This is a genomic window from Mycobacterium sp. NGS68 (genome assembly GCF_059812195.1).
In genome coordinates this window covers 15,491-37,145 of sequence record NZ_JCALCE010000030.1, presented here as the reverse complement: position 1 = coordinate 37,145, position 21,655 = coordinate 15,491, and the positions used below count along the sequence as shown (strand labels likewise).

Here is a 21,655-nt window from a genome sequence, read left to right as displayed (position 1 = left end):
CCTCAGGCCGCCGGGCTGGTGGACACTCTCTGCGGTTTGCGCGGAACGGTCACCTGACTGACGAAGTTGCCCAGGTAACGGATCGCGCGGCGCCCCTCCGGCAAAATGTCTGCGGCTAAGGGGAAGTCGTGGATCTGACCCTCCCACACGTGCAAGTCGCACCGAACCCCCGCGGCTTGCAGCCGCGCCGCCATCAATTCCGCGTCGTGGAGCAACAATTCGTCGGCGCCGGCATGAATCGCGACCGGGGGCATCTGGGACAGGTCGGCGTCGACGGGCGGCACGAGTGGCCGGTGCGGTCCCTCGGGATTCAGCCGCCGATGACATTGGTCGACGTACTTGGCAAAGATCGGTAGCACGCCGCTGCCGAACATCGCACATCGACGGGCGTTGGGGTGCTCCAGGCGCCGAGAGGTGCCCAGGTCGGTGAGCGGCGAGACGGTCGCTATCCCGGCGGGCGCGCGCCCGCCGGCGTCGATTGTGGCCAGCGTGAACATGAAAGCCAATAGCCCGCCCGCAGAATCGCCGGCGATAACGACACTGCTGGGCGGATAGCCGTGGCTGCCGAGCCACCGCAGCGCGTCGGCGCAGTCGTCGACGGCATCGTCCACCGCGTGCTTGGGCAACATGCGGTATCCGACGTTGAGGACGACGGCATCCGCCTCGCGGGACAGCCTAGCCACCAGCGATCGGTGTGTGTTGAGTCCGCAGGCCAAAAATGCGCCGCCGTGCAGGTACAGCACCGCGCGCGATCGCGAAACCCCGTGCGCGGAAACCAACTCCGCCTCACAGTGGGGGAGCTTGACCCTCTTGAATGTCGCTCGCCCGCCTCGCGGCATGACACCGGCGAGGGAATCGATCGCGGCGAACGGCCAGTTGAGATTTGGCCGCAGCGCCCAAACCCGCACCGCATTCTTGACAAACGCGCGACAGCTGGCCGCCAAGGCGACGGATTGGATGCTTCGCCGACGGTGTACCGTCCGCGAAGGTGCCTGGGCTCTGCCGGAATTCATAGTGATCAGCTTCCTAACGTTGCAAATCGCATACCCGGCCAGATACGCGATAAACGTCAGTGCAGAGGAAGCAGAATTCGGCGAGCGGCTAATTCTCGATGGTGAAGAACGATTCGCCGTCCTCGGGTGTCCCGTCGATCTGGCCCTTTTCACGACCATGGGCTTCCGGATCGATCCGGTCCAGTTCGTCGTCGCTGACCACCTCGAGCGCACCACCCTCCCCGGCGTCGTGCGCGTCCCGCGCGGGTTCCCCACCGGGTCCGTCCTCGGGGTTTTCCGCCGCCAGCTTTTCATCGAGCGACTCGTGCACGTCGGCTTCGATCCAGGCATCGGGCGGGTCGGCCACCTCGTCGCCGTCGTTGTTACGCACCTCGTCGGAATCCAGGCTCTCCGACTGGTCCAGCATGTCGTCGTTGTTTTCGCGTTCCACAACGGCCGATTGCCCGGCTCGTAGCGCAATTAAACCGATACGAGGTGAACCCATCGATCCCGCGAAGACGAGATATGTTGCGGCTAGGGTGGCTATACGGAATTTGTTGGAGCGTGAAAGACAACCATCGGGATGACGGCTGACGAGGACTGGGACCGCCTGATCGGCGACTCGGAAGTGGTGCGCAAGGCGTACGACGCCACGCCCGTGGTGCTGTGCACGCTCGAAGGGCCGAATCACCTTCTGGTGAGCTGCAATGCCGCGTTCCGCGCCTACTACCCTCGCGGCGCCCAGCTCGGTCGCACGATCGAGGAAGTAGCGCCCGAACTTCGCGGCCTGGGGATCATCGACATCTATGACCGGGTCTTCCAGACCGGCGAACCATTCGACGTCTCCGAACTGCGCGTACAGGTCGATCTGGACGGGTCGGGCGTTCGGGAGCAGTTCCTCAACATCGCCGCCGTGCCCCAGTGCGCACCCGATGGGAGCATCGTGGGCGTGGTGGTCGTCGGCAGCGACAGCACCGCGCAGGTGCGGATGCGGTTGGCCGCCGAGAAGCGGGCGCAGGAAATCGCCGGGCGTTACGAGTCCCTGCGCGACTCGGCCACTGTGATGCAGAGGGCGTTGCTGTCCCCGGTGGTACCGGTACTGCCGGGCGCCGAGATCGCCGCGGCATACCTGGTTGCGGCCGAGGACACGGCGGCCGGCGGTGACTGGTTCGACGCCATTGCCGATTCCGCCGGGCGCATCGTGCTGATCCTGGGCGACGTCGTGGGCCACGGGGTGGAGGCCGCCGCGGTGATGGGACAGCTGCGCGCGGTCACCAGGATGCAGCTGGAGATCGACGGCAACATCGTCGAATCCTTGTCGGCAGTAGATCATTTCGCCTCCGACGTGGGAGGGGCGAAGTCAACGACGCTCTGTGTGGCGCGGCTGGATCCGATCACCGGCGAGTTCGAATACTGCACTGCCGGCCATCCGCCGCCGCTGCTGATCGCCGCGGACGAGGCACCCAGGTACCTGGAGCCGACGGGCGCGGGCCCGTTGGGCAGCGGCCGTGGCTTCGCCACCGGGACCGCACGTCTCGAAGTCGGCGACGTGTTGCTGCTCTACAGCGACGGGATCATCGAGCGGCCCGGCCGTACCCCGGCGGCCAGCAGCGTCGAGGTCGCCGAAGTAGCGGCTCGAGTCCTTGGCGGGGAAGCGTTTCCGCTCGACCTGGCGCGGCGGCCCATGGAGCGGCTGTGCTCGGAGGCGTTGGAACTGTTGTTGCGCACCAGCGGCTACAACGACGACGTCACCATGCTGGCCGCTCAGCGTCGCACCGCGCCCCCGCCGCTGCACGTTTCGGTACTTGCGGACCGCAATGCCGAACGATCGATCCGGAACCGACTGCGCGACTGGATCGACATGCTCGGCGGCGCCCGTACGAGCCGTGGCGCTCTCGAGCACGCCATCAGTGAGTTCGTCGCAAATTCAGTCGAACACGCCTATGCCACTACGATTCCCGGCGATGTGACGATCGATGCGGTGTTGGGCGCCGACGGCAAAGTGCGCGCCTGTGTCTCCGACCGCGGCACATGGAGCGCGGACCCGGTCCCGGGCGCGAATCGCGGACGCGGCCTGTCGATCGCTCAGAACCTGGTCTCCGATACCACCGTGCGTCACGACAAGAGCGGCACCACAGCCACTTTGGTCTATCGACTGACCACCGACGCACACATCGTGACCGATCCGGCCACCGCGCCGGAGACATCGGCCGCGCGGCCGGCGTACACCTTCGAGGTCGGGGTCAGTGAAGACGGGTACGTCATGGTGGCCGGCGACGTCGATACGTTCGCCGCCGCGGCGCTGACCGAATTCCTCTCGATGCGTACTCACGCCGGCGCCGACCCGATATGTGTCGACCTGAGCGCGGTGACACTTCTGGGCTCCGCCGGCGTCAGCGTGCTCGCCGAGGCGTACCAGCGTGCCACCCGCCAGGGCAGCGTGTGCCGGCTCGTGGCACCGCCGGGCGGGATCGCCCACCACGTGTTGTCTCTGGTAGGGCTGCCGATCACCGACGAAAGGGTTGACACCGAAGGTCCGTAGAGCGAAGCGGATCTCCCGGAGGTATCCAGAATGCGAAATGAATGATGCCTTCGAACGCAGGCCATGGTCGGTCGCAGACTGCGAAATGTCCTGTCTGTAAACAGCGTTGAGCGATGGCGCGAACCGAATCCACGCCGCACGCGGACAATCGGCGTTCCGCGGGCCGATAGTACGATCTTTGCGTGCATCGGGACGCGATACTGGAATCGGGTGTGCATGGAGGATCTCGACTTCGACAGCTGCGATTCGGATCTGATCGAGCGATTTCTCAGCCACGCCTACGGACCCATCCGAATCCGCGCCGACGGCAGCGATGCGCGCGCCCGCGTGACACGGCGCTGGCTCGGCCCGGTCAATGTGGACGATCTCGCCTTCAGTCACGACATGACCTACTCCGCGGCGCCGCTGCATCGAATCTGTCTGTGCCGCGTACATTCTGGACACATCGAGATGAACCGATTCGGCGAGGCGGCCGACGCTTTCGTCCCAGGTGATCTAGCGCTGCTCGCCCTACCGGACGTGTCGTACTCGGGCCGCGTGTGCCAAACGCATTATGACGTAACGATGTTCGACGCGGCTCAGCTGGAAAGAGTTGCCACGACGGCACCGAATGCCAGTGAGACGCGCATCCAACTGACGAGCCATCGCCCCGTCTCACAGGCCGCCGCCCGGCAGCTCAGCGCGCTCATCGACTACGTCCGCTCGCTGGCCACAGCGGAGACTAAACCGTCTGAACTACTGGTCGGGACCGCGATGGCACACCTCGCCGCCGGCGTGCTGAATGTGTTTCCCAACAACGCGCTCACCGAACCGACCGCTGCGGATCGCAACGGGGCCGTTCCGACGCTCCTGCGCCACGCTATGGACTACTACATAGACGAGCACGCCCACGCCGACATCGCGATTGCGGACATCGCGGCTCACGTCTACGCCACGCCGCGCGCCGTGCAGTACGTGTTCCGCCGCCATCTCGACCTCACGCCCACGCAGTATCTACAGCGGGTTAGATTGGATCGCGCACACCGCGAACTCGTCCTCGCCGATGCCAGAGTGACCACGGTGAGCGCCGTCGCGGCGCACTGGGGATTTGCCCATCCGGGTCGCTTCGCCAACATCTACCGGCACACTTACGGCCGGAGTCCCCGACAGACGCTGATCGGCTGAGGTCACTGCGTGGCCACGGGAGCCGGCCGATGCCCGGAAATCAATCGCTCGCCAAGGTCGTAGTCGTCGTCGGCGTTGTAGGTCAGCACACCGACCACCGCCTCGCCCGACTCGTACCACACGGTGAAACCGTCGGAATGCTCGACTAGGCGGCTTCGTTCGTAGCCGTCGCCCCACGCGTGGTACTTGACTGTCGCATCTCCGATGGATGTCCAAAACCCGGGCACCGTATCCCAATTCGTCCGCTGTCCCGCGGCGCCGGCCCCGGCGATGGCACCCTGGTCCATCGCGTCCTGCCAATGTTCAATGGCCAGGGGCCGCCCGGCGACCTCGTGCCGCGCCAGCGCGACGTCGCCCGCGGCATACACCCCGGGCACCGAGCTGAGCATGTCGGAGCCGACGACGATGCGCGAATCGCGGATCGGCAACCCCGCCTCAGCGGCGATGCGACTCTGCGGCGCAACGCCGGTGGCCGCGAGCACCAGATCGCAGTCGATGGTCACACCGTCGTCCAGCCGCACACCCACGTCGGTGATCCCCTCCACGGTCGCCCCGCCCACATGGCGCACGCCGGTGTCCGTCACCAGGTCGCGCAGCCGTCTCGCGGCCTCCGGTCCGAGCCGCTGTTCCTGCGGAAGCGGCTCGGGGGCAACCAAAGTCACCGACACGCCCCGCAGCGCCAGCGATGCGGCGGCCTCACAGCCGATGAAACCTGAGCCGATAACGACGGCCGAGTCCGCGCTTGCCGCGGCGTCGCGCAATGCGATGGCGTCGGTCAGCGAACGCAACAGCCGCGCGCGTTTCCCGCCAGGGAAGGGCGGGGTCACCGGCGCGGCGCCGCAGGCCAGGATCAGGGTGTCGAACGAGTGGCGTTCGTCGCCGGCGTACAGCGCACGGCCCTCGAGGTCCAACCGGTCCACGGCGGCATCGAGTACAACCTCGATCGCGCGATCGCTGTACCACTGCGCGGGGTGCAGGGCCGGTTCGTCGGCCTCACCGCGCAAAAACTCCTTGCTCAACGGCGGCCGCTCGTACGGCAGGTCGACGTCGGCGCTGAAGATCCGTATCCGCGTGTCTGAATTGTGTTCGCGGAACGATTCTGCCGCGGCTACACCGGCCGGCCCGCTGCCCACGATGATCAATCCGGGTTCGGTCACTACGGTCTGATACCCGCGACGGACCTGCTCAACCCGGGTGTTTTAGGGTCCACCAGGCGGGTATGCGCCAAGGCATGAAAGCTGTCACCTGGCACGGCAAACGCGACGTGCGCGTGGAGACGGTGCCCGACCCGAAAATTCAGCAGCCGACCGACGCCATCATCGAGGTCACCTCGACGAACATCTGCGGCTCCGATCTGCATCTGTACGAGGTCCTCGGCGCCTTCATGAAGCCCGGGGACATCCTCGGACACGAACCGATGGGCGTCGTGCGAGAGGTCGGAAAGGACGTCGGCGACCTGCGGGTCGGTGACCGCGTCGTCATCCCCTTCCAGATCTCCTGCGGCAGCTGCCACATGTGCGACCGGCAGCTGTATACCCAGTGCGAGACGACCCAGGTGCGCGAGCAGGGCATGGGCGCGGCGCTGTTCGGTTATTCGGAGCTGTACGGCGAAGTCCCCGGCGGCCAAGCCCAGTTGCTGCGGGTGCCGCAGGCCCAGTTCACCCATATCAAAGTCCCTGTGGGACCGCCTGATTCGCGCTTCGTCTACTTGTCCGACGTGCTGCCGACCGCCTGGCAGGCGGTGGCCTACGCCGACATCCCGGAGGGTGGCACGGTGGCCGTGCTCGGCCTGGGCCCCATCGGCGACATGGCCGCACGCATTGCCGACCACCTCGGCTACCGCGTCTTCGCCGTCGACCTGGTGCCCGAACGGCTCGCGCGTGCCGCGAAGCGCGGCATCCACACCATCGACCTGAGCCACCTCGACTGCTCCTTGGGCGAGGCCATCCGGAACCTGACCGACGGGCGCGGCACGGACTCGGTGATCGACGCCGTGGGGATGGAGGCGCATGGATCCCCGGCGGCCAAGCTGGCCCAGCGGGCGACCTCGGTACTACCGGACGCGCTGGCCAAGAAGCTGATGCAAACCGCCGGAGTGGATCGGCTCAGCGCGCTGTACTCCGCGATCGACGTCGTGCGGCGCGGAGGCACCATCTCGCTGATCGGTGTGTACGGCGGAATGGCCGATCCGCTGCCGATGCTCACCCTGTTCGACAAGCAGATCACTCTGCGCATGGGCCAGGCCAACGTCAAGAGGTGGGTGGACGACATCATGCCCTTGCTCACCGACGAGGATCCGCTGGGCGTCGACGACTTCGCCACCCACGTGCTCCCCCTCGACGAGGCCCCGCACGCCTACGAAATCTTCCAGAAGAAGCAGGATGGCGCCGTGAAGGTCATGCTGCGGCCGTGAAATCCGCCACGTCGGGATGCTCGGCGTAACCGCAATACTGCTGTCCGCCAGAATATTTCACATATCGCCACGCCGGCGGCGTTGCCGGTGCGCGGTTTGACAACTCACTCGGTAGGGTATGAGGTGCGCCATGACCAGCACAGCCGCTCAGTCCGCTCAGCCCGCCGTCGAGGTGTGGCCCGGTAAGGCATATCCATTGGGCGCGACATACGACGGTGCCGGCACCAACTTCGCGTTGTTCAGCGAGGTGGCCGAAAGTGTCGAGTTGTGCCTCTTCGACGCGGACGGCACCGAGACCCGCGTGCGGCTGCCCGAGGTCGATAGCTTCGTCTGGCACGGATTCGTGCCGAACATCGAGCCCGGGCAGCGCTACGGCTACCGCGTCCACGGCCCGTACGAGCCCGAGGCCGGGCTGCGGTGCAATCCCAGCAAACTACTCCTCGACCCGTATTCGAAGGCCATCGACGGCACGTTCGACTGGAACCAATCGCTGTTCAGCTACAACTTCGGTGATCCCGACAGCCGCAATGACGACGACTCGGCGGCCAGCATGCCCAAGTCCGTGGTGATCAGCCCGTACTTCGACTGGGCCAACGATCGCCCGCCCAGCCGCGAGTACGCGGACACGGTGGTCTACGAGGCACACGTCAAGGGGCTGACCCAGACCCATCCGGACATTCCCGAACAGATCCGTGGCACCTACGCCGCCGTCGCGCACCCGGTGATCATCGAACACCTGAAGAACATCGGAATCACGGCGATCGAGTTGATGCCGGTGCACCACTTCGCCAACGACTCCACGCTGATCGACAAGGGCCTGTCGAATTACTGGGGCTACAACACGATTTCGTTCTTCGCGCCCGATCCCAAGTACTCCAGCGCCACGTCGCCGGGAGGGCAGGTGCAGGAGTTCAAGGCCATGGTGCGTGCCCTGCACGAGGCGGGCATCGAAGTCATCCTCGACGTGGTCTACAACCACACCGCCGAGGGCAATCACCTGGGCCCGACGCTGTCGATGCGCGGTATCGACAACGCCGCCTACTACCGGTTGGTCGACGACGACAAGCGCTACTACATGGACTACACCGGCACCGGCAACAGCTTCAACGTCGGGCATCCGCACTCGCTGCAGCTCATCATGGATTCGTTGCGTTACTGGGTGACCGAGATGCACGTCGACGGCTTCCGCTTCGACCTGGCCTCCACGTTGGCCCGTGAGTTCTACGACGTGGACCGGCTCGCGACATTTTTCGAACTCGTGCAGCAGGATCCGACGGTGAGCCAGGTCAAGCTGATCGCCGAGCCGTGGGATGTCGGACCGGGTGGCTACCAGGTGGGCAACTTCCCGCCGCAGTGGACGGAGTGGAACGGGAAGTACCGCGACACCGTGCGCGACTTCTGGCGCGGCGAGCCGGCCATCCTCGACGAGTTCGCCTACCGATTGTCGGGGTCGGCCGACCTGTACGAGACCACGGGTCGCCGGCCGGTGGCGTCGATCAACTTCGTCACCGCTCACGACGGGTTCACGCTGCGCGACCTGGTGTCCTATAACGAGAAGCACAACGAGGCCAACGGCGAGGACAACAACGACGGCGAGAGCCACAACCGGTCGTGGAACTGCGGCGCCGAGGGCCCCACCGACGACCCGGACGTCAACGACCTGCGTGCCCGCCAGCAGCGCAACCTGATCACCACGCTGCTCCTCTCCCAGGGTGTGCCGATGATCTGTCACGGCGACGAACTCGGCCGGACCCAGGAGGGCAACAACAACGGCTATTGCCAGGACAACGAGCTCACCTGGATCGAGTGGGCCGACGCGGACACCGGCCTGCTGGAGTTCACCGCTGTCGTGTCGGCCCTGCGCGCCAACCACCCGGTGTTCCGCCGCCGTCGCTTCTTCAGCGGCAAGCCGGTGGGGCGTCGCGGCCAGGATGGCCTGCCCGATATCTCCTGGTTCGCGCCGGATGGCACCGAGATGACCGAGGAGGACTGGGGCGCGGGGTTCGCGAAATCCGTCGCGGTGTTCCTCAACGGCCACGGCATTCCCGACCTCGACCCGCGGGGCCAGCGGGTGCTCGACGACTCGTTCCTGCTGTGCTTCAACGCCCACTACGAACCAATCGAGTTCACCCTTCCACCGAAGGAGTTCGGCGCCGGCTGGCGGACCGTCGTGTGCACCGCGGCGGAAGCGGCCCCCGAGCAGTTGGGCCCCGCGGCGACGTTCACCGTCGGCGCCCACGCCGCCGTCGTGCTGCAGGCCGAGTCGGCGCCTGCCTAGCCGGGGATCTTGCCGAGGATGTAGTTGGCGATGCCGACGGCGGGCTTGGCGCGGTCGGTCACCGTCCCCAAGGCGGCGTAGGACAGGTTCAGGTCGACGACGACGTTGCTCTTGACGGCGAGCGCCCGCACGGCACGCCGCAGTCCCTTGGTCTCCACTTCGATGGTGGTGATGCCGTTGCCGGCGTCGGTCGTAGTGCCGATGGAAAACGTCAGCGTCTGTCCCGACGGGAGCGTGGATTTAACCTCGGAACCGCCGCACTGATGCCAACCTGACAGTAGTTGTGTCAGTTGCTTCTGGGCCGCCTCGGCGTCCCGGAACGCCGCCACGCCCGCGACCACCTGCCGCGAGTTGCGCGGATCGCTGGTATCGGTGAATTCCGCAGCGCGGTAACCGAATACGGCTTCGACGCGGTAAGCGTCCGGGGTGCCGGGGCTGATGCTGCCCCAACACTCGGGGCGGTCGATCTGTCCCTCCCGGCCGCTGGTTGCGATCTGGTCCCAAGTTTTCCCGGTCGCCAGGTGCTGATCGCCCGTGATCTTCCTGACGTCGGCCACGCCGGGCAAGAGCCCGGCCAGGTCGGCCGGTGCCACGGTGGGTTGGGGGCTGGCGGCGGTTGCGGTGACGGGCGCCGGTCGCTGGTCGGAGCGGATGGCGCTGAGCCCGGCCCAGCCGATCAGTGCGACGACGGCCAGCGCGATGACGGCGTACGACAACCACAGCCCGGCCAGGGCCCGGTCGCGGCCGCGCTCGCCGGTGCGACGGATCTTGGCGAGTCCCAGGTGCCCGAGGATCGCCCCGGCCGGCGCGAACACGAACGCGAAGACCAGCGACAACGTCGCCAGCGCATTGACCGGCGGTTCGGGTGGCTCCGGATAGTCCAGCGTTTCGTATCCGGGTGAGTCGAATTCGAAGGGCTCGACAGGGTAAGGTTCGGCACCAAAAGCGTTGTGACCGAACGGATCATGAGGGTTGTTCACGCCCAGTGCCCTCCCTAAGCCCGCCCTAACCAGGGATTGCGGAAGCCATGCCATCGACAATAGCTCGTACGCCCGCCCGCGGGGACCGCCCGTAGCCTCGCAAGATGGCGTACTATTACCAACTGAGTCCGTTCTGGACTTTTCGCCGTTTAGCAAAGAGCGGTCAGTAGTCGCACGACTGCTGGGATGCGCGGCTTCGGCAGAAATCCGTCACCGCCGTTCCGTAATTGTGCGCGGTAAAGCGAGATCCGTCTCGGCGGATCCGGGTGCAGTGGGAGGACCATGCGCACCGACTGCGGTGTTTGCTACGGACGGTTCGCCGAAAGCGTGCCGGCGACGCGACCTAGGCGGGCCACGCGATGACCGATGTAATCACGCCCCCCGTGTCCACCCGGGCGGCACCGTCGTCCGGGGACTCCTATGACGACGTTGTCGACATGTTTGTCGCGCTGCGCAGGCTGCCGGCCGAATCGCGCGAATTTGCGCGCCAGCGTGAACGCATCGTGGTGCGCTGCCTGCCCTTGGCCGACCATGTGGCGCGGCGCTTCGCGCGTCGCGGGGAAAATCTGGACGATCTGACCCAGGTCGCGCGGCTGGGCCTGATGAACGCCATCAACCGGTTCGATCCCACGAAGGGACCCAGCTTCATCGGCTACGCGGTCCCCACCATGATGGGCGAGGTCAGGCGGCACTTCCGCGACTACACGTGGAGCATGCGCGTGCCGCGCCGGTTGCGTGAACTGCACGTCCAGATCGGCAAGATCACGCCCGAGTTGATCCAGAAGCTGGGCCGCGCGCCGACGGCGAGCGAACTGTCCGAGGCGCTGGGGATTTCGCGCGAGGAGGTCGTCGAATGCCTGATCGCGGGTGATGCCTACCGGCTCGAATCGCTGGACGCGCCCCTCGGCGACAGCAGCTCGGGCAAAGACCGAATGGTCGCCGAGTCGGTCGGCGAGACCGACCCGCAGATCGACCACATCACCAACCGCGAAGCGGTCCGCGGCTTCCTTGCGGTCCTACCCCAGCGCGAACGCGAGGTCTTGCAGATGCGGTTCTTCGAATCGATGACGCAAAGCGAGATCGCGCGGCGCGTCGGCTGCTCGCAGATGCAGATATCGCGGATCCTGGCCAGCACGTTGCAGCGCCTGCGCGACCACATGGAGTAGCGGGCTGGGGCCACGCAGCGGCTCGCAACTTCGATACGGGCGTGCGTCAGGTAAGGGCCACGACAAGCACCACGACAATGATGATCGCGGCGATCACCAGCACCGTCCACGCTGCGGCGGCACGGTTGAACCCGCCGCCCGGTCGCGTCATCTGCGGGCTACTTGAGGGGGCGACGCCCCACTTGCCCTTCGGCGACATGTTGGGTGGGTCGGGCGGCGGCGGATTCGGTTCTGCGCTCATGCTTGCAGTGCATTGCCCCTCCGGGCGGGCCTAAACTTCTTGGAGATTAAGGAGAGGCGGGCGAGAATCGTGACGGACCGCTACGACGAGGTCATTGCGCACGCAATGACCGAGTTGGCGACCAGCGTGGGGGACGATTCTGTGCCCCTCGAAACCGCTCTCAGCGAGCTCACGGCCACGGCCGTGCAGTTAATCGATGGTGTGGACTGCGCCGACATCCTGCTGATCAATGGCGACGAGTTTCGCTGCGTCGGTTCGACTTCCGCGACTGCCACCATGGTTGATGAGGCGCAGAAGCGCACGGGGGAGGGGCCGTGTATCGACGCTGCGGAGCGCGATGTCATCGTTCGGTGCGACGACCTGAACAATGATGGCAGGTGGCCGAATTTCGCGCGCGCGGCGCGGGATGCCGGTGTGCTGCGCGTGATGTCGTATCAGCTCTACACCCAGGGACCCGATAGTGGCGCACTAAACCTCTTCGGGTTTCAACCGGGATCGTTCAACATCGAACTTGAGGCGTTGGGCGCGATGCTTGCCACCCACGCGGCACTGTCCATCATTGCCGACGACCGGCAGAAGCAATTCGAGTCCGCCCTGGCCAGCCGCGATGTCATCGGACAGGCCAAGGGCATCATCATGGAGCGGTTCGACGTCGATGCGATCCGGGCTTTCGAGTTGCTCAAACGGATTTCGCAAGAATCGAACGTTCCGGTGCGGATCATTGCCGAGCGCCTCACGGCCCGCGGTTCGAGCCGGTCGGCCGACTGACTCGCTATCGCCCGACGTTCCTTAGCGCGTTCGCGTAGTTTTCTGGTCGCATCCTCGCCGATGTCCAAGGTCCGCGGCCTCACGTTGCGCGTCTTGCCTGACAGCGCCAAGGGCGCGGTGAACCGACTGCTTTCCGTGCTGTCCGGGACCTGAGACGAGGCGTGCCGTGCCCCGGGAGGGCAGCTCGTTTATGCGGCGATAACCCGGGTACCACCACTGCAAGCATTCTTCAGCCGGCAGGAATGGTCCTGCGCCATGGTTTATCAGGTTGCGAAAGTGCTGTGAATTGTGGTGCCCCACTTGAGTTAGGGGGCTTGGTCAATGCGTGTCGCTTCGGTGCCGGGCTCCCACGTTTACGTGCGCCACCTGTCGCAGCCGGGCGGAATCGACAGCGTTGTGCGGCTCGCCGATCCGGTTCCGGCCGACGGACGAAAGGTGCCGGGTGGCTGGTGGCCACCCATGATGCTGGAGCCGGGCTGGGTGACGTCCCACCACAGCCAATTCGACGTCTTCCATGTGCATTTCGGCTTCGACGCTATAGGACGGGAGGTCCTGACGGGCGTGGTGCAGGAGCTCAAGGCCCATGGCAAGCCGCTGTTGTACACCATTCACGATCTGCGCAACCCGCACCATCCCGATCCCGCGGCTCACACCGGTCAGCAGGACGTGCTGATTACCTCCGCCGATGCGTTGATCACGCTGACATCTGGTGCCGCGCAAGCGATTCTGCAGCAGTGGGGACGCGAATGTGTGGTGATTCCCCACCCGCATGTGCTGAGCAGTCATCGCATCGCGCGACCGCGCCACGACAGCGAGCAATTCGTGGTGGGCGTACACGCCAAGAGTTTGCGCGCAAACATGGACCCCCTGCCAATCGTGAACGCGCTGACCGACATCGTGGCATCGCTACCGCGCGCCGTGCTGCAGGTCGACGTCCACGACGAGATCTTCTACCCCGACAACCATTGGTACGCGCCGCAAACCGGCGACGCCCTACTGGACTGCGGCCGCTTCGACCACGTCCGTGTCCGCGTGCACCCGTACTTCACCGACACTGAGCTATGGGAATATCTGGGCGCGCTGAACGTTTCGGTGCTGCCGTATCGGTTCGGCAGCCACTCGGGTTGGCTCGAAGCATGCTTCGATCTGGGCACCGCGGTTATCGCGCCCACCTGCGGGTTCTATCACGAGCAACGTCCCTGCGGTGTATTCGAGTTCAGCGAGGACCGCTTTGATGAGGAGTCCCTGCGCCTGGCAGTCGGTGACGCGTACACGCGGTGGTCGACTGGGCAGGCCGCGCCCCGCGGAACGTGGTCGCAGCGCCGCGCCGAACGATCCGAAGTCGCGGGAACCCACCAGCGGCTGTACGAGCGCCTGGTGTCATGACTGCGACGCTCCGCATTGCGCTGATCGCCTCGAGCAGGTTCCCCATTAGGCAGCCATTCGCAGGGGGACTGGAGGCCCACGTGTGGCACCTCGCTCGCGCGCTGGCGGAGCGCGGCCACGACGTCTCCATATTCGCCGCCCCGGGCTCAGATGTAGGCCCGCGCTGTAACACGCTGGCAGTTCGGCGGATCAGACTGTCGGAGCAGGCACGGACCGATGCGTCCATGCCGGCTGAGGCGTTCTTGACCGACCACCACGCGTACCTGACGTTGATGATGCAGCTGGCCGGCTACGAACGAGACGATTTCGACATCATCCACAACCACAGCCTGCACTACCTCCCGATCGCCATGGCGCCGTTGCTGTCCACACCCATGTTGACGACTGTGCACACGCCGCCCACGCCGTGGTTGGAGTCGGCGATCGGCACGTCGTCCGGCGTGGGCACGTGGTTTGCTGCCGTCTCGCAGCAGACGGCAACCGCGTGGCAGGACATCATCGGCCATATCGCAGTGGTACCCAACGGGATTGACGCGCAGTGCTGGCCGTTGGGTTCGGGGGGCGGCCCGCTGGTGTGGTTTGGGCGGATTACCGCCGAGAAGGCGCCTCATCTGGCGATCGCTGCGGCGCGAAAGGCGGGTATGGCCTTGGTCCTCGCGGGGCCGGAGTCCGACCCGGCCTATTTTGCCGCCGAGGTGGCGCCGCAGCTGGACGACGACATCCGCTACGCCGGCCATCTTGCCCAGGATCGGTTGGCGCAGCTCGTGGGCGGCGCCACCGCCGCGTTGATCACCCCGGTATGGGACGAACCCTATGGACTGGTCGTCGCGGAAGCGATGTGCTGCGGTACCCCCGTGGTGGCATTCGAACGCGGCGGTATCCCCGAACTCGTTGCGCCCCAATCAGGTCGGCTCGTCGCGCCCGAAGACGTGGCCGCCATGGCGGAAGCAATTCCGGAAGTGGCGCGTCTCCCACGCACAGCGGTGCGCGAACACGCCGTCCGGACTTGTTCCGCGGAGATGATGGTCAGCGCCTACCTCGACCTGTATCGGCGGATGATCGCCGGATGGAGCTAGTTCAGCCATGATTGGCTACTACATTCACCATCACGGCTTCGGGCATCTGGCGCGGGCGATGAGTGTGTGCGCCGAACTCCGTCGGCCTGTCACGGCATTGAGCTCCCTGCACATCCCGGAGCCGCACCCGTTCGACACGATCGTGGAACTGCCGCGCGACGACCAGTCCGAAGATGTGCGGGAACCCACCGCGCACGGGGCGCTGCATTGGGCACCCCAGCACGACGACGGTTTTCGCGCTCGCATGGACGCGATTGCGCGCTGGGTGAGCGAGGCGCAGCCCGAGGCCTTCGTCACGGACGTATCGGTGGAGGTCGCGGCTTTCGTTCGACTGCTCGGCGTGCCTGTCATCGCGGTGGCGCTGCCGGGTAAGCGCTTCGACGCTCCTCATGTGTTCGCGCATCGTCTGGCCGATCACATTCTGGCGGCGTGGCCGCAGCAGTTGTGTGTGCCGGCGTGGTTGCGGCCCTACCAGGAAAAGACAAGCTACGTCGGTGGTATCAGCCGTTTCGACGGACGAACATGTTCTGCGTCGCCGAGCGGCGACCTCGTGCGGGTGCTGGTCCTGGGTGGGGCCAGCGAGACCTTCGGAACCGCTGTGCGTGACTGCGAGCGTGCCTGTCCGGGGACGACATGGACAGCGCTGGGCGGGACCGATGGCTGTTGGGCCGCTGACCCGTGGCCGCTGATCTGCGCTGCAGACGTAGTCGTCACCCATGCGGGCCAAAGCTGCATCGCGGACGTGGCGCTTGCGAAGCGGCCGGCCATCGTGATCCCGCAGCCCCGTCCCTTCGACGAGCAGCGGACCACCGCACGGGTCTTGCGCCGATACCGGCTGGCCACGGTAGCCGAGCGATGGCCCGACCTTCGCGCCTGGCCCGGGTTGCTCACCCAGGCGACGGCCGGCGCGCCGGAGAAATGGGAGCGCTGGCAGGTGCCGGGAGCGGCGGCCCGCGCGGCGGCAGCGATCGAATCGACCGCCCGACGCTGCGGGAGATCCGGGTGAAGACGGCGGTGATCACAACGGTGCGAGGCAGAAGCGCCCATTTCCGTCGGCAACTCGAAGGATTGGCCGCCGGCACCAACCAGGCCGATATGCACATTGTCGTTGCGCTCGACGACCCGCACGTCGCCGGGATCGTCGCGGAAGTCCACGCACCGGTACGGGTCGTGGAGTTACGGGCTTCGGGGCCCCTGCCGATCGCTCAGGCCCGCAATCGAGGTGCGGCCACCGCGTTGGAGCGGTGCGCCGAACTCCTGATATTCCTTGACGTCGACTGCATTCCGAGCGCGGAGCTGGTCCGCCGCTACCGGCAAACTGCGGCTCAGCCTGAACATGTCGACGCTCTGCTGTGCGGACCGGTCACCTACTTGGCGCCGCCGGGGCCGCGTGGCTACGCGCTGACGAACCTTGAGGCGCAACGTCGTCCGCATCCCGCCCGCCCGTCACCGGCCGACGACGAGGTCGTGACGACCAAGGACTACACATTGTTCTGGTCGCTGTCCTTCGCGGTCAACGCCCCAACCTGGAACAGGATCGGCGGCTTCTGCGAGCGATACCGCGGCTACGGCGGGGAGGACACCGACTTCGCACAATGCGCTGCCGCACAAGGTGTTTCGATGCGCTGGGTTGGTGGCGCGCACGCGTTTCACCAATACCATCCGACGGCCGACCCGCCGATCGAGCACCTCGACGACATCCTGCGGAACGCGTCGATCTTTTATGAGCGCTGGGGCTGGTGGCCTATGGGGGGATGGCTGGCGGGTTTCGAGGCCAGCGGCCTTATCGCGCGTGACGCCGAGGGACATCCATACCGTCTTACGCAACCACGCGGAAATGCCGCGCGCTCTGATCGGCCGGGTCGGGCAGTCCCATGCCCGCCTCGACACCCGACCGAAGATAATCGATGACGGCGTCGTTCAGGCGCTCTCCGGGTACGACAGCCGGGATGCCGGGCGGGTAGGGCGTGATTTGCTCGGCGGACACGCGGCCGGCGGCCTTGTCAGCCGGAACCATCTCGGTTGGTCCGAAGAATGCGTCACGGGGCAGTTGGACCGTCTCCAGTTGCAACTCTTCTGGGGAGACCAGCTCTATCGGCCGCGGCTTGTCGAAATCCTCTGCGGCAGTGCGCCATCGAGTCAACGCGTCCACCAGCCGATCGGCGGTGTGTGTGTCGTCGGCGAACGACATCGTCGCCAGCATCCGACGATGATCGCTCAGCCCCAGGTCCAGTTGGCAGTTCTCGCGGAGCCAGTCCACCGCCTGGTAACCCGATGTGCCCGTCGCCGAGATATCCATCAGGATCTGTGTCGTGTCGAGGTCGCGGGAAGCCTCCTTGCCCAGGAGCTCTTTTTCGAGCACACGCAGATCCGGGATCTGCGCGAGGCGGGACCGCAACTCGCCGGCGAGATCGAGTTCGGCCTGCAGCAGCCCGTGGCCGCACTCGACCATCTGGCGGCGCCAACCATCAAGGGCCGCATAGACCATGACGTTCGGGCTGGTGGTCATCAGCAGATCTGCGCAAGCCGAGAGCCGGACCGGGTCCACCAGCTCGCCCTGCAGGTGAAATACGGACCCCTGCTCGAATCCTGCCCCCATCTTGTGCACGCTGACGACGCAGATGTCCGCGCCGGCGTCCATCGCCCAGGTCGGCAGATCCTCGTGAAACGGCAGATGCGCGCCCCAGGCCTCGTCCACGATCAACGGCTTCTTGCGGTCGTGGCAGACCTCCGCGATGCCTTTGATGTCGGCACAGGTGCCGTAGGGACTCGGACTGACGACAAGAGCCCCGGCGGCGTCGGGATATTGTTGCCAGGCGGCGTCGACCTGCTCCGGCGACGGCGGATGCGAAAAGTGGTGCTCGGCATCCCACCGAGGGGTGATCCACCTGGGCCGCACGCCGGAGAAGATCAGACCGGCCACGATCGACTTGTGGCTGTCGCGGGCTACCAGCAACCCCCCGTCGTTGCCGCCCGCCACCGCCATCATCGCGGCCTTGACCGACAACGAGCTCCCACACGTGGAGAAGAATGCCGTTTCGGCGCCCACGGCATCGGCCATCAGTTTCTCGGCGCGCTGCAGAAACTCTCCCCGCGCTAATCGGTCGTCGAGTCCGCCGGTCGCAAGCACGTCGTTACGAAACGGATCCTTGCCCATCACGGCCAGGACGCGGACGTCGGCGCCGGTGCCCTGGCGATGGCCCGGGGGACTGAAGCCGTAACGGTTGCTTCGGTGGTAGTCGACCAGCGCGTCGAGCAGGGGGGCTTGGGACTGATCCATGAGGAACCGGGTACCCGGGCCTCAGGGCGCCAATCTAGACGTGGGAAGGGCTTTCCCAGTGGTGCGAATACGCCTGCCACCAATTGGCCCGGCGCGGCTCCCGGCACCGCTTGCCCGCGGCGGGGCGGGGGTCGGGGAGGACCGGCCGGACGAGGCGGAAACGGTCGATCAGGGGCGATACCGAACGCAACTCGTCGCACAGCGCGTGGAATCTGCCTTCGTCGAGGTCGCTGAGCTTGCCGAGCGCACTGTAATGCACCATTCGGCGCAGGCGCCCCACCGCGATGGTGCCCCACCTGATGCCGAAGTCATAGCGCTGGCTCTCGCTTACCTGCCCGACGGCACCGAGCTCCTTGAGAGCCCTGATCTGTGCGGTGAGCAAGTCGACATCTGCGTCGACGTCGACCGTCGTCTCGCTGCTGCGCGCCTGTGTCACGCTCATTGTTCGCTCACCGTCCCTGTGCGATGCCCGCTATTCGAGTTGAAATACCCGCGTGCGGGCCCCGCTACACCCGGTTATGCGTCCTGGTCACGGGTAAGTTTGGTGCGTCCCGCCACGGGTAGCCGCGAACGTAGGCGCGCAACAGCCCCGCGCGCCTCGACCCACGACCAGAGGAGGTCGGGAGCGCGATTGTGACCGCGACGAAGCACGTTGACGCTGAACGCTATCTGCCCGAGGACCGCTCGCTGCGGTCGCTGGCGGCTGCCGCCCGTGATTGCCAGGGCTGCAAGCTGTTTCGCGAGGCGACGCAAACCGTCTTTGGTCACGGGCCCGCCGACGCGCACATCATGCTGATCGGTGAACAGCCCGGCGACCAGGAGGACCGCGCCGGTTTGCCATTCGTCGGCCCCGCGGGCCGGCTGCTCGCCAAGGCGCTCGAAGACGCCGGCATCGACGCCGCGTCGACGTATCAGACCAACGCCGTCAAGCACTTCAAGTTCACCCGCAAGGGCGGAAAGCGGCGGATACACCAGAAGCCCGGCCGCACGGAGGTCGTCGCGTGTCAGCCGTGGCTGATCGCCGAAATCGAGGCGGTACAGCCGGCGGTAATCGTTTGCCTGGGCGCGACCGCCGCGCAATCGTTGCTGGGGCCGTCATTTCGGGTTTCGGCGCAGCGCGGGAAGGCGTTGCCGCTGCCCGCTCCGGTGGATCTGGGGACGACACCCGTGGTCGTGGCCACCGTCCACCCGTCGGCAGTGCTGCGCGATCGCAGCGACCGACACGACGAGGCCTATCAGGCATTCGTCTACGATCTCCGCGCGGCGCGGGACTGCCGCCGATAGCCGCGGTCCCGTGCATCGTTAGAAACGCTTGTGCGGCAAGAACTCCTGCGCCTTGGCCTTGAGGCCCACCTTGATTGCTTGGACATGATCTGCCTTCACGTGCGTGCGGCGACCTCAAGTGATTTCGGTGCTGTCCCGTTGATCCGGCTCATCGACTTCCCGGGCCGAACGCAGGCCGAGCAGCCACGTGTCGACGTCGGGGCCGAGGACTATCGCGTGGCTCGGCGCCCGCAGGCTGCCGTCGGCCAGCGCGGGGAGAGCCGGTTCGACGGCGTGCACCCGGCGGTCATCCCCTTGCTGGGCAAGCATCTTCGCGGTCAGCTCCGGCAACCGGATCTGTTCCGGGCCGGTGATGGTCAACGGCGCGTGCGTCTGCCCCAGCGCCGCCTCGACTAGAACGTCGGCCACCGTGTCGGCGGCGACGGGCTGAATGAGCCAGTCTTCGACCAGCACCTCGTGCTCCGTTGTCGTCACTGCTGCCGGGTTGGTAGCGAATTCGTGCCACTGGGTCGACGACACGACGGTGGTCGGCACCGGACTGGACAGCACTATTTCCTTGGCGGCGCGTTTGGCGGCGTAGTAGGGAAATTCGTCGAATGCCGAATCGTCGACGCCGGCGATCGTCATGAGAACCAAGCGCTGGACGCTTTGCGCGGCACAGGCCCCGACCAGATTTCGGGACGCCGTGGTGAGGATCTGCGTCATCTCGGTGATGTCGCCACGGCCGTCCGGCGGCATCGGGTTGGAGACATCGATGACGACATCAACTCCTTGCAGCGCCTCCAGCAGGCCGTACCCGGTGATCAGGTCGACGCCATAGGCCCGGGCCACCTCGACGACGGCGACGTCCCGGCCCTTCAGCCTGGCTACGACGCGGTTCCCGGCGGTGCCGTTAGCCCCGACTACAGCGATAGTGATCGTGTCGTAACCCCGCTTTCGACGCGCTTCCCGAAAAGCTGCCGGATGGTGCGCATACCCGCGAAAAGGGCGTCCAAACGGCGGTCCACCGCAGGGGCCGGGCGGCGCTCGTTGCGACCCGCCACCAGGCAGTATCGCCGAAGTATGACGAAATTGTTTGGCCGCCTCGCGCGCGGGAAGCCGATATCGGCTGAGTGCAAACCCAAAGTTACCGAAAGTGAGGGTAGATCTCGTGGGAGACGAAAAGAGCGGACCCAAAGAGGCCGTCGAGGGCGTCGTCGAGGGCGTCAAGGGCAAGGCCAAGGAGGTCGGCGGAACCGTGACCGGCCGCGACGACCTGGTCCGCGAAGGCCAGGCGCAACAAGACAAGGCGGACGCCCAGCGCGACGCGGGCAAGAAAGAGGCGGAAGCCGAATCGGCGCGCGCCGGTGCCGACGCCGCAGAGGCGCGCCAGAAAAAGAATCAGTAGATTCCGGACTCCGGATCGTGAAATCAGCCGTACGCAGACGCGCGTCGAGGTTCGTAGCCTTTCTGCGGGCCGGGTACCCGGTGGGCACGCCCGCCACCGGGTACATCCCGTTGTTGGCGTTGCTGCCGCGACGGCTGGCCGACGACGAGATCACAGTGATTGCGCGCCGTGTCGTTGGGCACGGCCGGCGCCCGCCGATCAGCTTCGTCGACATCGGGGCGCAGATCACGCGGCTGACCGACGAGTTGCCGCTACCGGATGACATCCGGCGTGTGCAGCGGCGGCTCGTCGGCGGCCGCTAAAACGTTCAACTGCTCGGGGGTGGGGCGGGATCGTCGGAATGCACGGCCGCCCACTGTAATTCGGCGTTGCGAACGCGACGGTGGGCCATCACCAGCCACGCCACTCCGGCCGTGGCCAGCACTGCGGCCACCACGACCGCCCCGGCTCCGACACCGAGGTGGCCGGTCGCCAGCGCAAACAGGCCCACGATCAGCGCCACGACACCTGCCGCCACTCCCACCAGACCGGGCGCATTAGAGCCGTCCTTCAACGACTCACCGGCGTGTTGGCGGGTAGTACGTTCATGATCTACTGGGTCGTGCTCGGGGTGGCTCAAGGTATTACTCCCTCGTGAGACAGGTTATTTGCCGGCTTTGTTCGGCTTCGGCCACCATCGGGCGAGGTCTGACCAAACC

Annotated in this window: 21 protein-coding genes and 1 pseudogene; 13 read left to right on the top strand and 9 right to left on the bottom strand. The window is 66.1% G+C overall.

What is annotated here, in order from left to right; translation table 11 throughout:
* Positions 1-2: 2 nt before the first annotated feature.
* Both AC5Y5V_RS24880 and AC5Y5V_RS24875 read right to left on the bottom strand, forming a co-directional pair.
* On the bottom strand, positions 3-1,013 hold the full coding sequence (locus AC5Y5V_RS24880) for an alpha/beta hydrolase fold domain-containing protein (protein ID WP_499940615.1): 1,011 nt from the start codon (positions 1,011-1,013) through the stop codon (positions 3-5).
* Positions 1,014-1,101: 88 nt separating this feature from the next.
* Entirely contained in the window at positions 1,102-1,419 is a 318-nt protein-coding gene (locus AC5Y5V_RS24875; RefSeq protein WP_499940648.1) for a hypothetical protein, read from the bottom strand.
* 156 nt (positions 1,420-1,575) lie between these two features.
* On the opposite strand from AC5Y5V_RS24875, the gene AC5Y5V_RS24870 reads away from it, so the two are divergent.
* Positions 1,576-3,534 (top strand): SpoIIE family protein phosphatase, encoded by a 1,959-nt coding sequence (locus AC5Y5V_RS24870; RefSeq protein WP_499940614.1) that lies wholly within the window; start codon positions 1,576-1,578, stop codon positions 3,532-3,534.
* 216 nt (positions 3,535-3,750) lie between these two features.
* The gene (locus tag AC5Y5V_RS24865; RefSeq protein WP_499940613.1) at positions 3,751-4,698 is read left to right on the top strand and encodes a helix-turn-helix domain-containing protein; all 948 of its coding nucleotides are present in this window, start codon (positions 3,751-3,753) and stop codon (positions 4,696-4,698) included.
* A gap of 2 nt (positions 4,699-4,700) precedes the next feature.
* On the opposite strand, the gene AC5Y5V_RS24860 is transcribed toward AC5Y5V_RS24865, so the two are convergent.
* A complete protein-coding gene (locus tag AC5Y5V_RS24860) occupies positions 4,701-5,855 on the bottom strand; it encodes an NAD(P)/FAD-dependent oxidoreductase (RefSeq protein ID WP_499940612.1) in 1,155 nt (384 codons plus the stop codon).
* 74 nt (positions 5,856-5,929) lie between these two features.
* Here AC5Y5V_RS24860 and AC5Y5V_RS24855 point away from each other — a divergent pair, with 74 nt between their 5' ends.
* Together AC5Y5V_RS24855 and glgX are read left to right on the top strand one after the other, a co-directional pair.
* On the top strand, positions 5,930-7,111 hold the full coding sequence (locus tag AC5Y5V_RS24855) for a zinc-dependent alcohol dehydrogenase (protein WP_499940611.1): 1,182 nt from the start codon (positions 5,930-5,932) through the stop codon (positions 7,109-7,111).
* Positions 7,112-7,241: 130 nt separating this feature from the next.
* Positions 7,242-9,389: a glycogen debranching protein GlgX gene (gene glgX / locus AC5Y5V_RS24850; protein WP_499940610.1), complete on the top strand. Its 2,148-nt coding sequence runs from the start codon at positions 7,242-7,244 to the stop codon at positions 9,387-9,389.
* Here glgX and AC5Y5V_RS24845 read toward each other — a convergent pair.
* Positions 9,386-10,369, bottom strand: a complete 984-nt coding sequence (locus AC5Y5V_RS24845; protein WP_499940609.1) for a sensor domain-containing protein — start codon at positions 10,367-10,369, stop codon at positions 9,386-9,388. The two genes, glgX and AC5Y5V_RS24845, sit on opposite strands and share 4 nt — an antisense overlap.
* Before the next feature lie 359 nt (positions 10,370-10,728).
* On the opposite strand from AC5Y5V_RS24845, the gene AC5Y5V_RS24840 reads away from it, so the two are divergent.
* Positions 10,729-11,535 carry a SigB/SigF/SigG family RNA polymerase sigma factor gene (locus tag AC5Y5V_RS24840; RefSeq protein WP_499940608.1) on the top strand — a complete coding sequence of 269 codons (807 nt, stop codon included), beginning with the start codon at positions 10,729-10,731 and terminating at the stop codon, positions 11,533-11,535.
* Positions 11,536-11,581: 46 nt separating this feature from the next.
* Here AC5Y5V_RS24840 and AC5Y5V_RS24835 read toward each other — a convergent pair whose 3' ends face one another.
* On the bottom strand, positions 11,582-11,776 hold the full coding sequence (locus AC5Y5V_RS24835; protein ID WP_499940607.1) for a hypothetical protein: 195 nt from the start codon (positions 11,774-11,776) through the stop codon (positions 11,582-11,584).
* A 69-nt stretch (positions 11,777-11,845) separates the two neighbouring features.
* Between AC5Y5V_RS24835 and AC5Y5V_RS24830 the strand changes: the two genes are divergently transcribed.
* The 5 genes and pseudogenes from AC5Y5V_RS24830 to AC5Y5V_RS24810 all read left to right on the top strand — a co-directional run bounded on the left by AC5Y5V_RS24830 (position 11,846) and on the right by AC5Y5V_RS24810 (position 16,917).
* Positions 11,846-12,544, top strand: coding sequence for a GAF and ANTAR domain-containing protein (locus AC5Y5V_RS24830; RefSeq protein ID WP_499940606.1), 699 nt, complete (start codon positions 11,846-11,848; stop codon positions 12,542-12,544).
* 321 nt (positions 12,545-12,865) lie between these two features.
* Positions 12,866-13,930 (top strand): glycosyltransferase family protein, encoded by a 1,065-nt coding sequence (locus AC5Y5V_RS24825; RefSeq protein WP_499940605.1) that lies wholly within the window; start codon positions 12,866-12,868, stop codon positions 13,928-13,930.
* Positions 13,927-14,994, top strand: a pseudogene (locus AC5Y5V_RS24820) (glycosyltransferase family 4 protein); the annotation flags it as partial. The gene AC5Y5V_RS24825 and the pseudogene AC5Y5V_RS24820, both read left to right, overlap by 4 nt.
* A gap of 19 nt (positions 14,995-15,013) precedes the next feature.
* On the top strand, positions 15,014-16,012 hold the full coding sequence (locus AC5Y5V_RS24815) for a glycosyltransferase (RefSeq protein WP_499940604.1): 999 nt from the start codon (positions 15,014-15,016) through the stop codon (positions 16,010-16,012).
* Positions 16,009-16,917 (top strand): glycosyltransferase family 2 protein, encoded by a 909-nt coding sequence (locus AC5Y5V_RS24810; RefSeq protein WP_499940603.1) that lies wholly within the window; start codon positions 16,009-16,011, stop codon positions 16,915-16,917. The genes AC5Y5V_RS24815 and AC5Y5V_RS24810 overlap by 4 nt, the downstream gene beginning before the upstream one ends.
* On the opposite strand, the gene AC5Y5V_RS24805 is transcribed toward AC5Y5V_RS24810, so the two are convergent.
* Together AC5Y5V_RS24805 and AC5Y5V_RS24800 are read right to left on the bottom strand one after the other, a co-directional pair.
* Positions 16,826-18,286: an aminotransferase class I/II-fold pyridoxal phosphate-dependent enzyme gene (locus AC5Y5V_RS24805; protein WP_499940602.1), complete on the bottom strand. Its 1,461-nt coding sequence runs from the start codon at positions 18,284-18,286 to the stop codon at positions 16,826-16,828. The two genes, AC5Y5V_RS24810 and AC5Y5V_RS24805, sit on opposite strands and share 92 nt — an antisense overlap.
* A gap of 34 nt (positions 18,287-18,320) precedes the next feature.
* Entirely contained in the window at positions 18,321-18,728 is a 408-nt protein-coding gene (locus tag AC5Y5V_RS24800; RefSeq protein WP_499940601.1) for a hypothetical protein, read from the bottom strand.
* Between the two features lie 191 nt (positions 18,729-18,919).
* Here AC5Y5V_RS24800 and AC5Y5V_RS24795 point away from each other — a divergent pair, with 191 nt between their 5' ends.
* Entirely contained in the window at positions 18,920-19,570 is a 651-nt protein-coding gene (locus tag AC5Y5V_RS24795) for a UdgX family uracil-DNA binding protein (RefSeq protein WP_499940600.1), read from the top strand.
* A 114-nt stretch (positions 19,571-19,684) separates the two neighbouring features.
* Here AC5Y5V_RS24795 and AC5Y5V_RS24790 read toward each other — a convergent pair whose 3' ends face one another.
* On the bottom strand, positions 19,685-20,488 hold the full coding sequence (locus AC5Y5V_RS24790) for an SDR family oxidoreductase (protein ID WP_499940647.1): 804 nt from the start codon (positions 20,486-20,488) through the stop codon (positions 19,685-19,687).
* Between the two features lie 232 nt (positions 20,489-20,720).
* On the opposite strand from AC5Y5V_RS24790, the gene mbp1 reads away from it, so the two are divergent.
* On the top strand, positions 20,721-20,957 hold the full coding sequence (gene mbp1 / locus AC5Y5V_RS24785; protein WP_499940599.1) for a microaggregate-binding protein 1: 237 nt from the start codon (positions 20,721-20,723) through the stop codon (positions 20,955-20,957).
* Positions 20,958-20,974: 17 nt separating this feature from the next.
* A complete protein-coding gene (locus tag AC5Y5V_RS24780) occupies positions 20,975-21,259 on the top strand; it encodes a DUF3349 domain-containing protein (protein WP_499940598.1) in 285 nt (94 codons plus the stop codon).
* 5 nt (positions 21,260-21,264) lie between these two features.
* Here AC5Y5V_RS24780 and usfY read toward each other — a convergent pair whose 3' ends face one another.
* Positions 21,265-21,576 (bottom strand): protein UsfY, encoded by a 312-nt coding sequence (usfY, locus tag AC5Y5V_RS24775; RefSeq protein WP_499940597.1) that lies wholly within the window; start codon positions 21,574-21,576, stop codon positions 21,265-21,267.
* Between the last annotated feature and the right edge of the window lie 79 nt (positions 21,577-21,655).

Coding starts and splice junctions, on each gene's coding strand:
- AC5Y5V_RS24835 (WP_499940607.1), bottom strand. CDS start 11,776: ATGAGCGCAGAACCGAATCCGCCGCCGCCCGACCCACCCAACATGTCG.
- AC5Y5V_RS24800 (WP_499940601.1), bottom strand. CDS start 18,728: ATGAGCGTGACACAGGCGCGCAGCAGCGAGACGACGGTCGACGTCGAC.
- AC5Y5V_RS24870 (WP_499940614.1), top strand. CDS start 1,576: ATGACGGCTGACGAGGACTGGGACCGCCTGATCGGCGACTCGGAAGTG.
- glgX (WP_499940610.1), top strand. CDS start 7,242: ATGACCAGCACAGCCGCTCAGTCCGCTCAGCCCGCCGTCGAGGTGTGG.
- AC5Y5V_RS24825 (WP_499940605.1), top strand. CDS start 12,866: ATGCGTGTCGCTTCGGTGCCGGGCTCCCACGTTTACGTGCGCCACCTG.
- AC5Y5V_RS24805 (WP_499940602.1), bottom strand. CDS start 18,286: ATGGATCAGTCCCAAGCCCCCCTGCTCGACGCGCTGGTCGACTACCAC.
- AC5Y5V_RS24865 (WP_499940613.1), top strand. CDS start 3,751: ATGGAGGATCTCGACTTCGACAGCTGCGATTCGGATCTGATCGAGCGA.
- AC5Y5V_RS24815 (WP_499940604.1), top strand. CDS start 15,014: ATGATTGGCTACTACATTCACCATCACGGCTTCGGGCATCTGGCGCGG.
- AC5Y5V_RS24880 (WP_499940615.1), bottom strand. CDS start 1,013: ATGAATTCCGGCAGAGCCCAGGCACCTTCGCGGACGGTACACCGTCGG.
- AC5Y5V_RS24840 (WP_499940608.1), top strand. CDS start 10,729: ATGACCGATGTAATCACGCCCCCCGTGTCCACCCGGGCGGCACCGTCG.
- AC5Y5V_RS24855 (WP_499940611.1), top strand. CDS start 5,930: ATGAAAGCTGTCACCTGGCACGGCAAACGCGACGTGCGCGTGGAGACG.
- AC5Y5V_RS24875 (WP_499940648.1), bottom strand. CDS start 1,419: ATGCTGGACCAGTCGGAGAGCCTGGATTCCGACGAGGTGCGTAACAAC.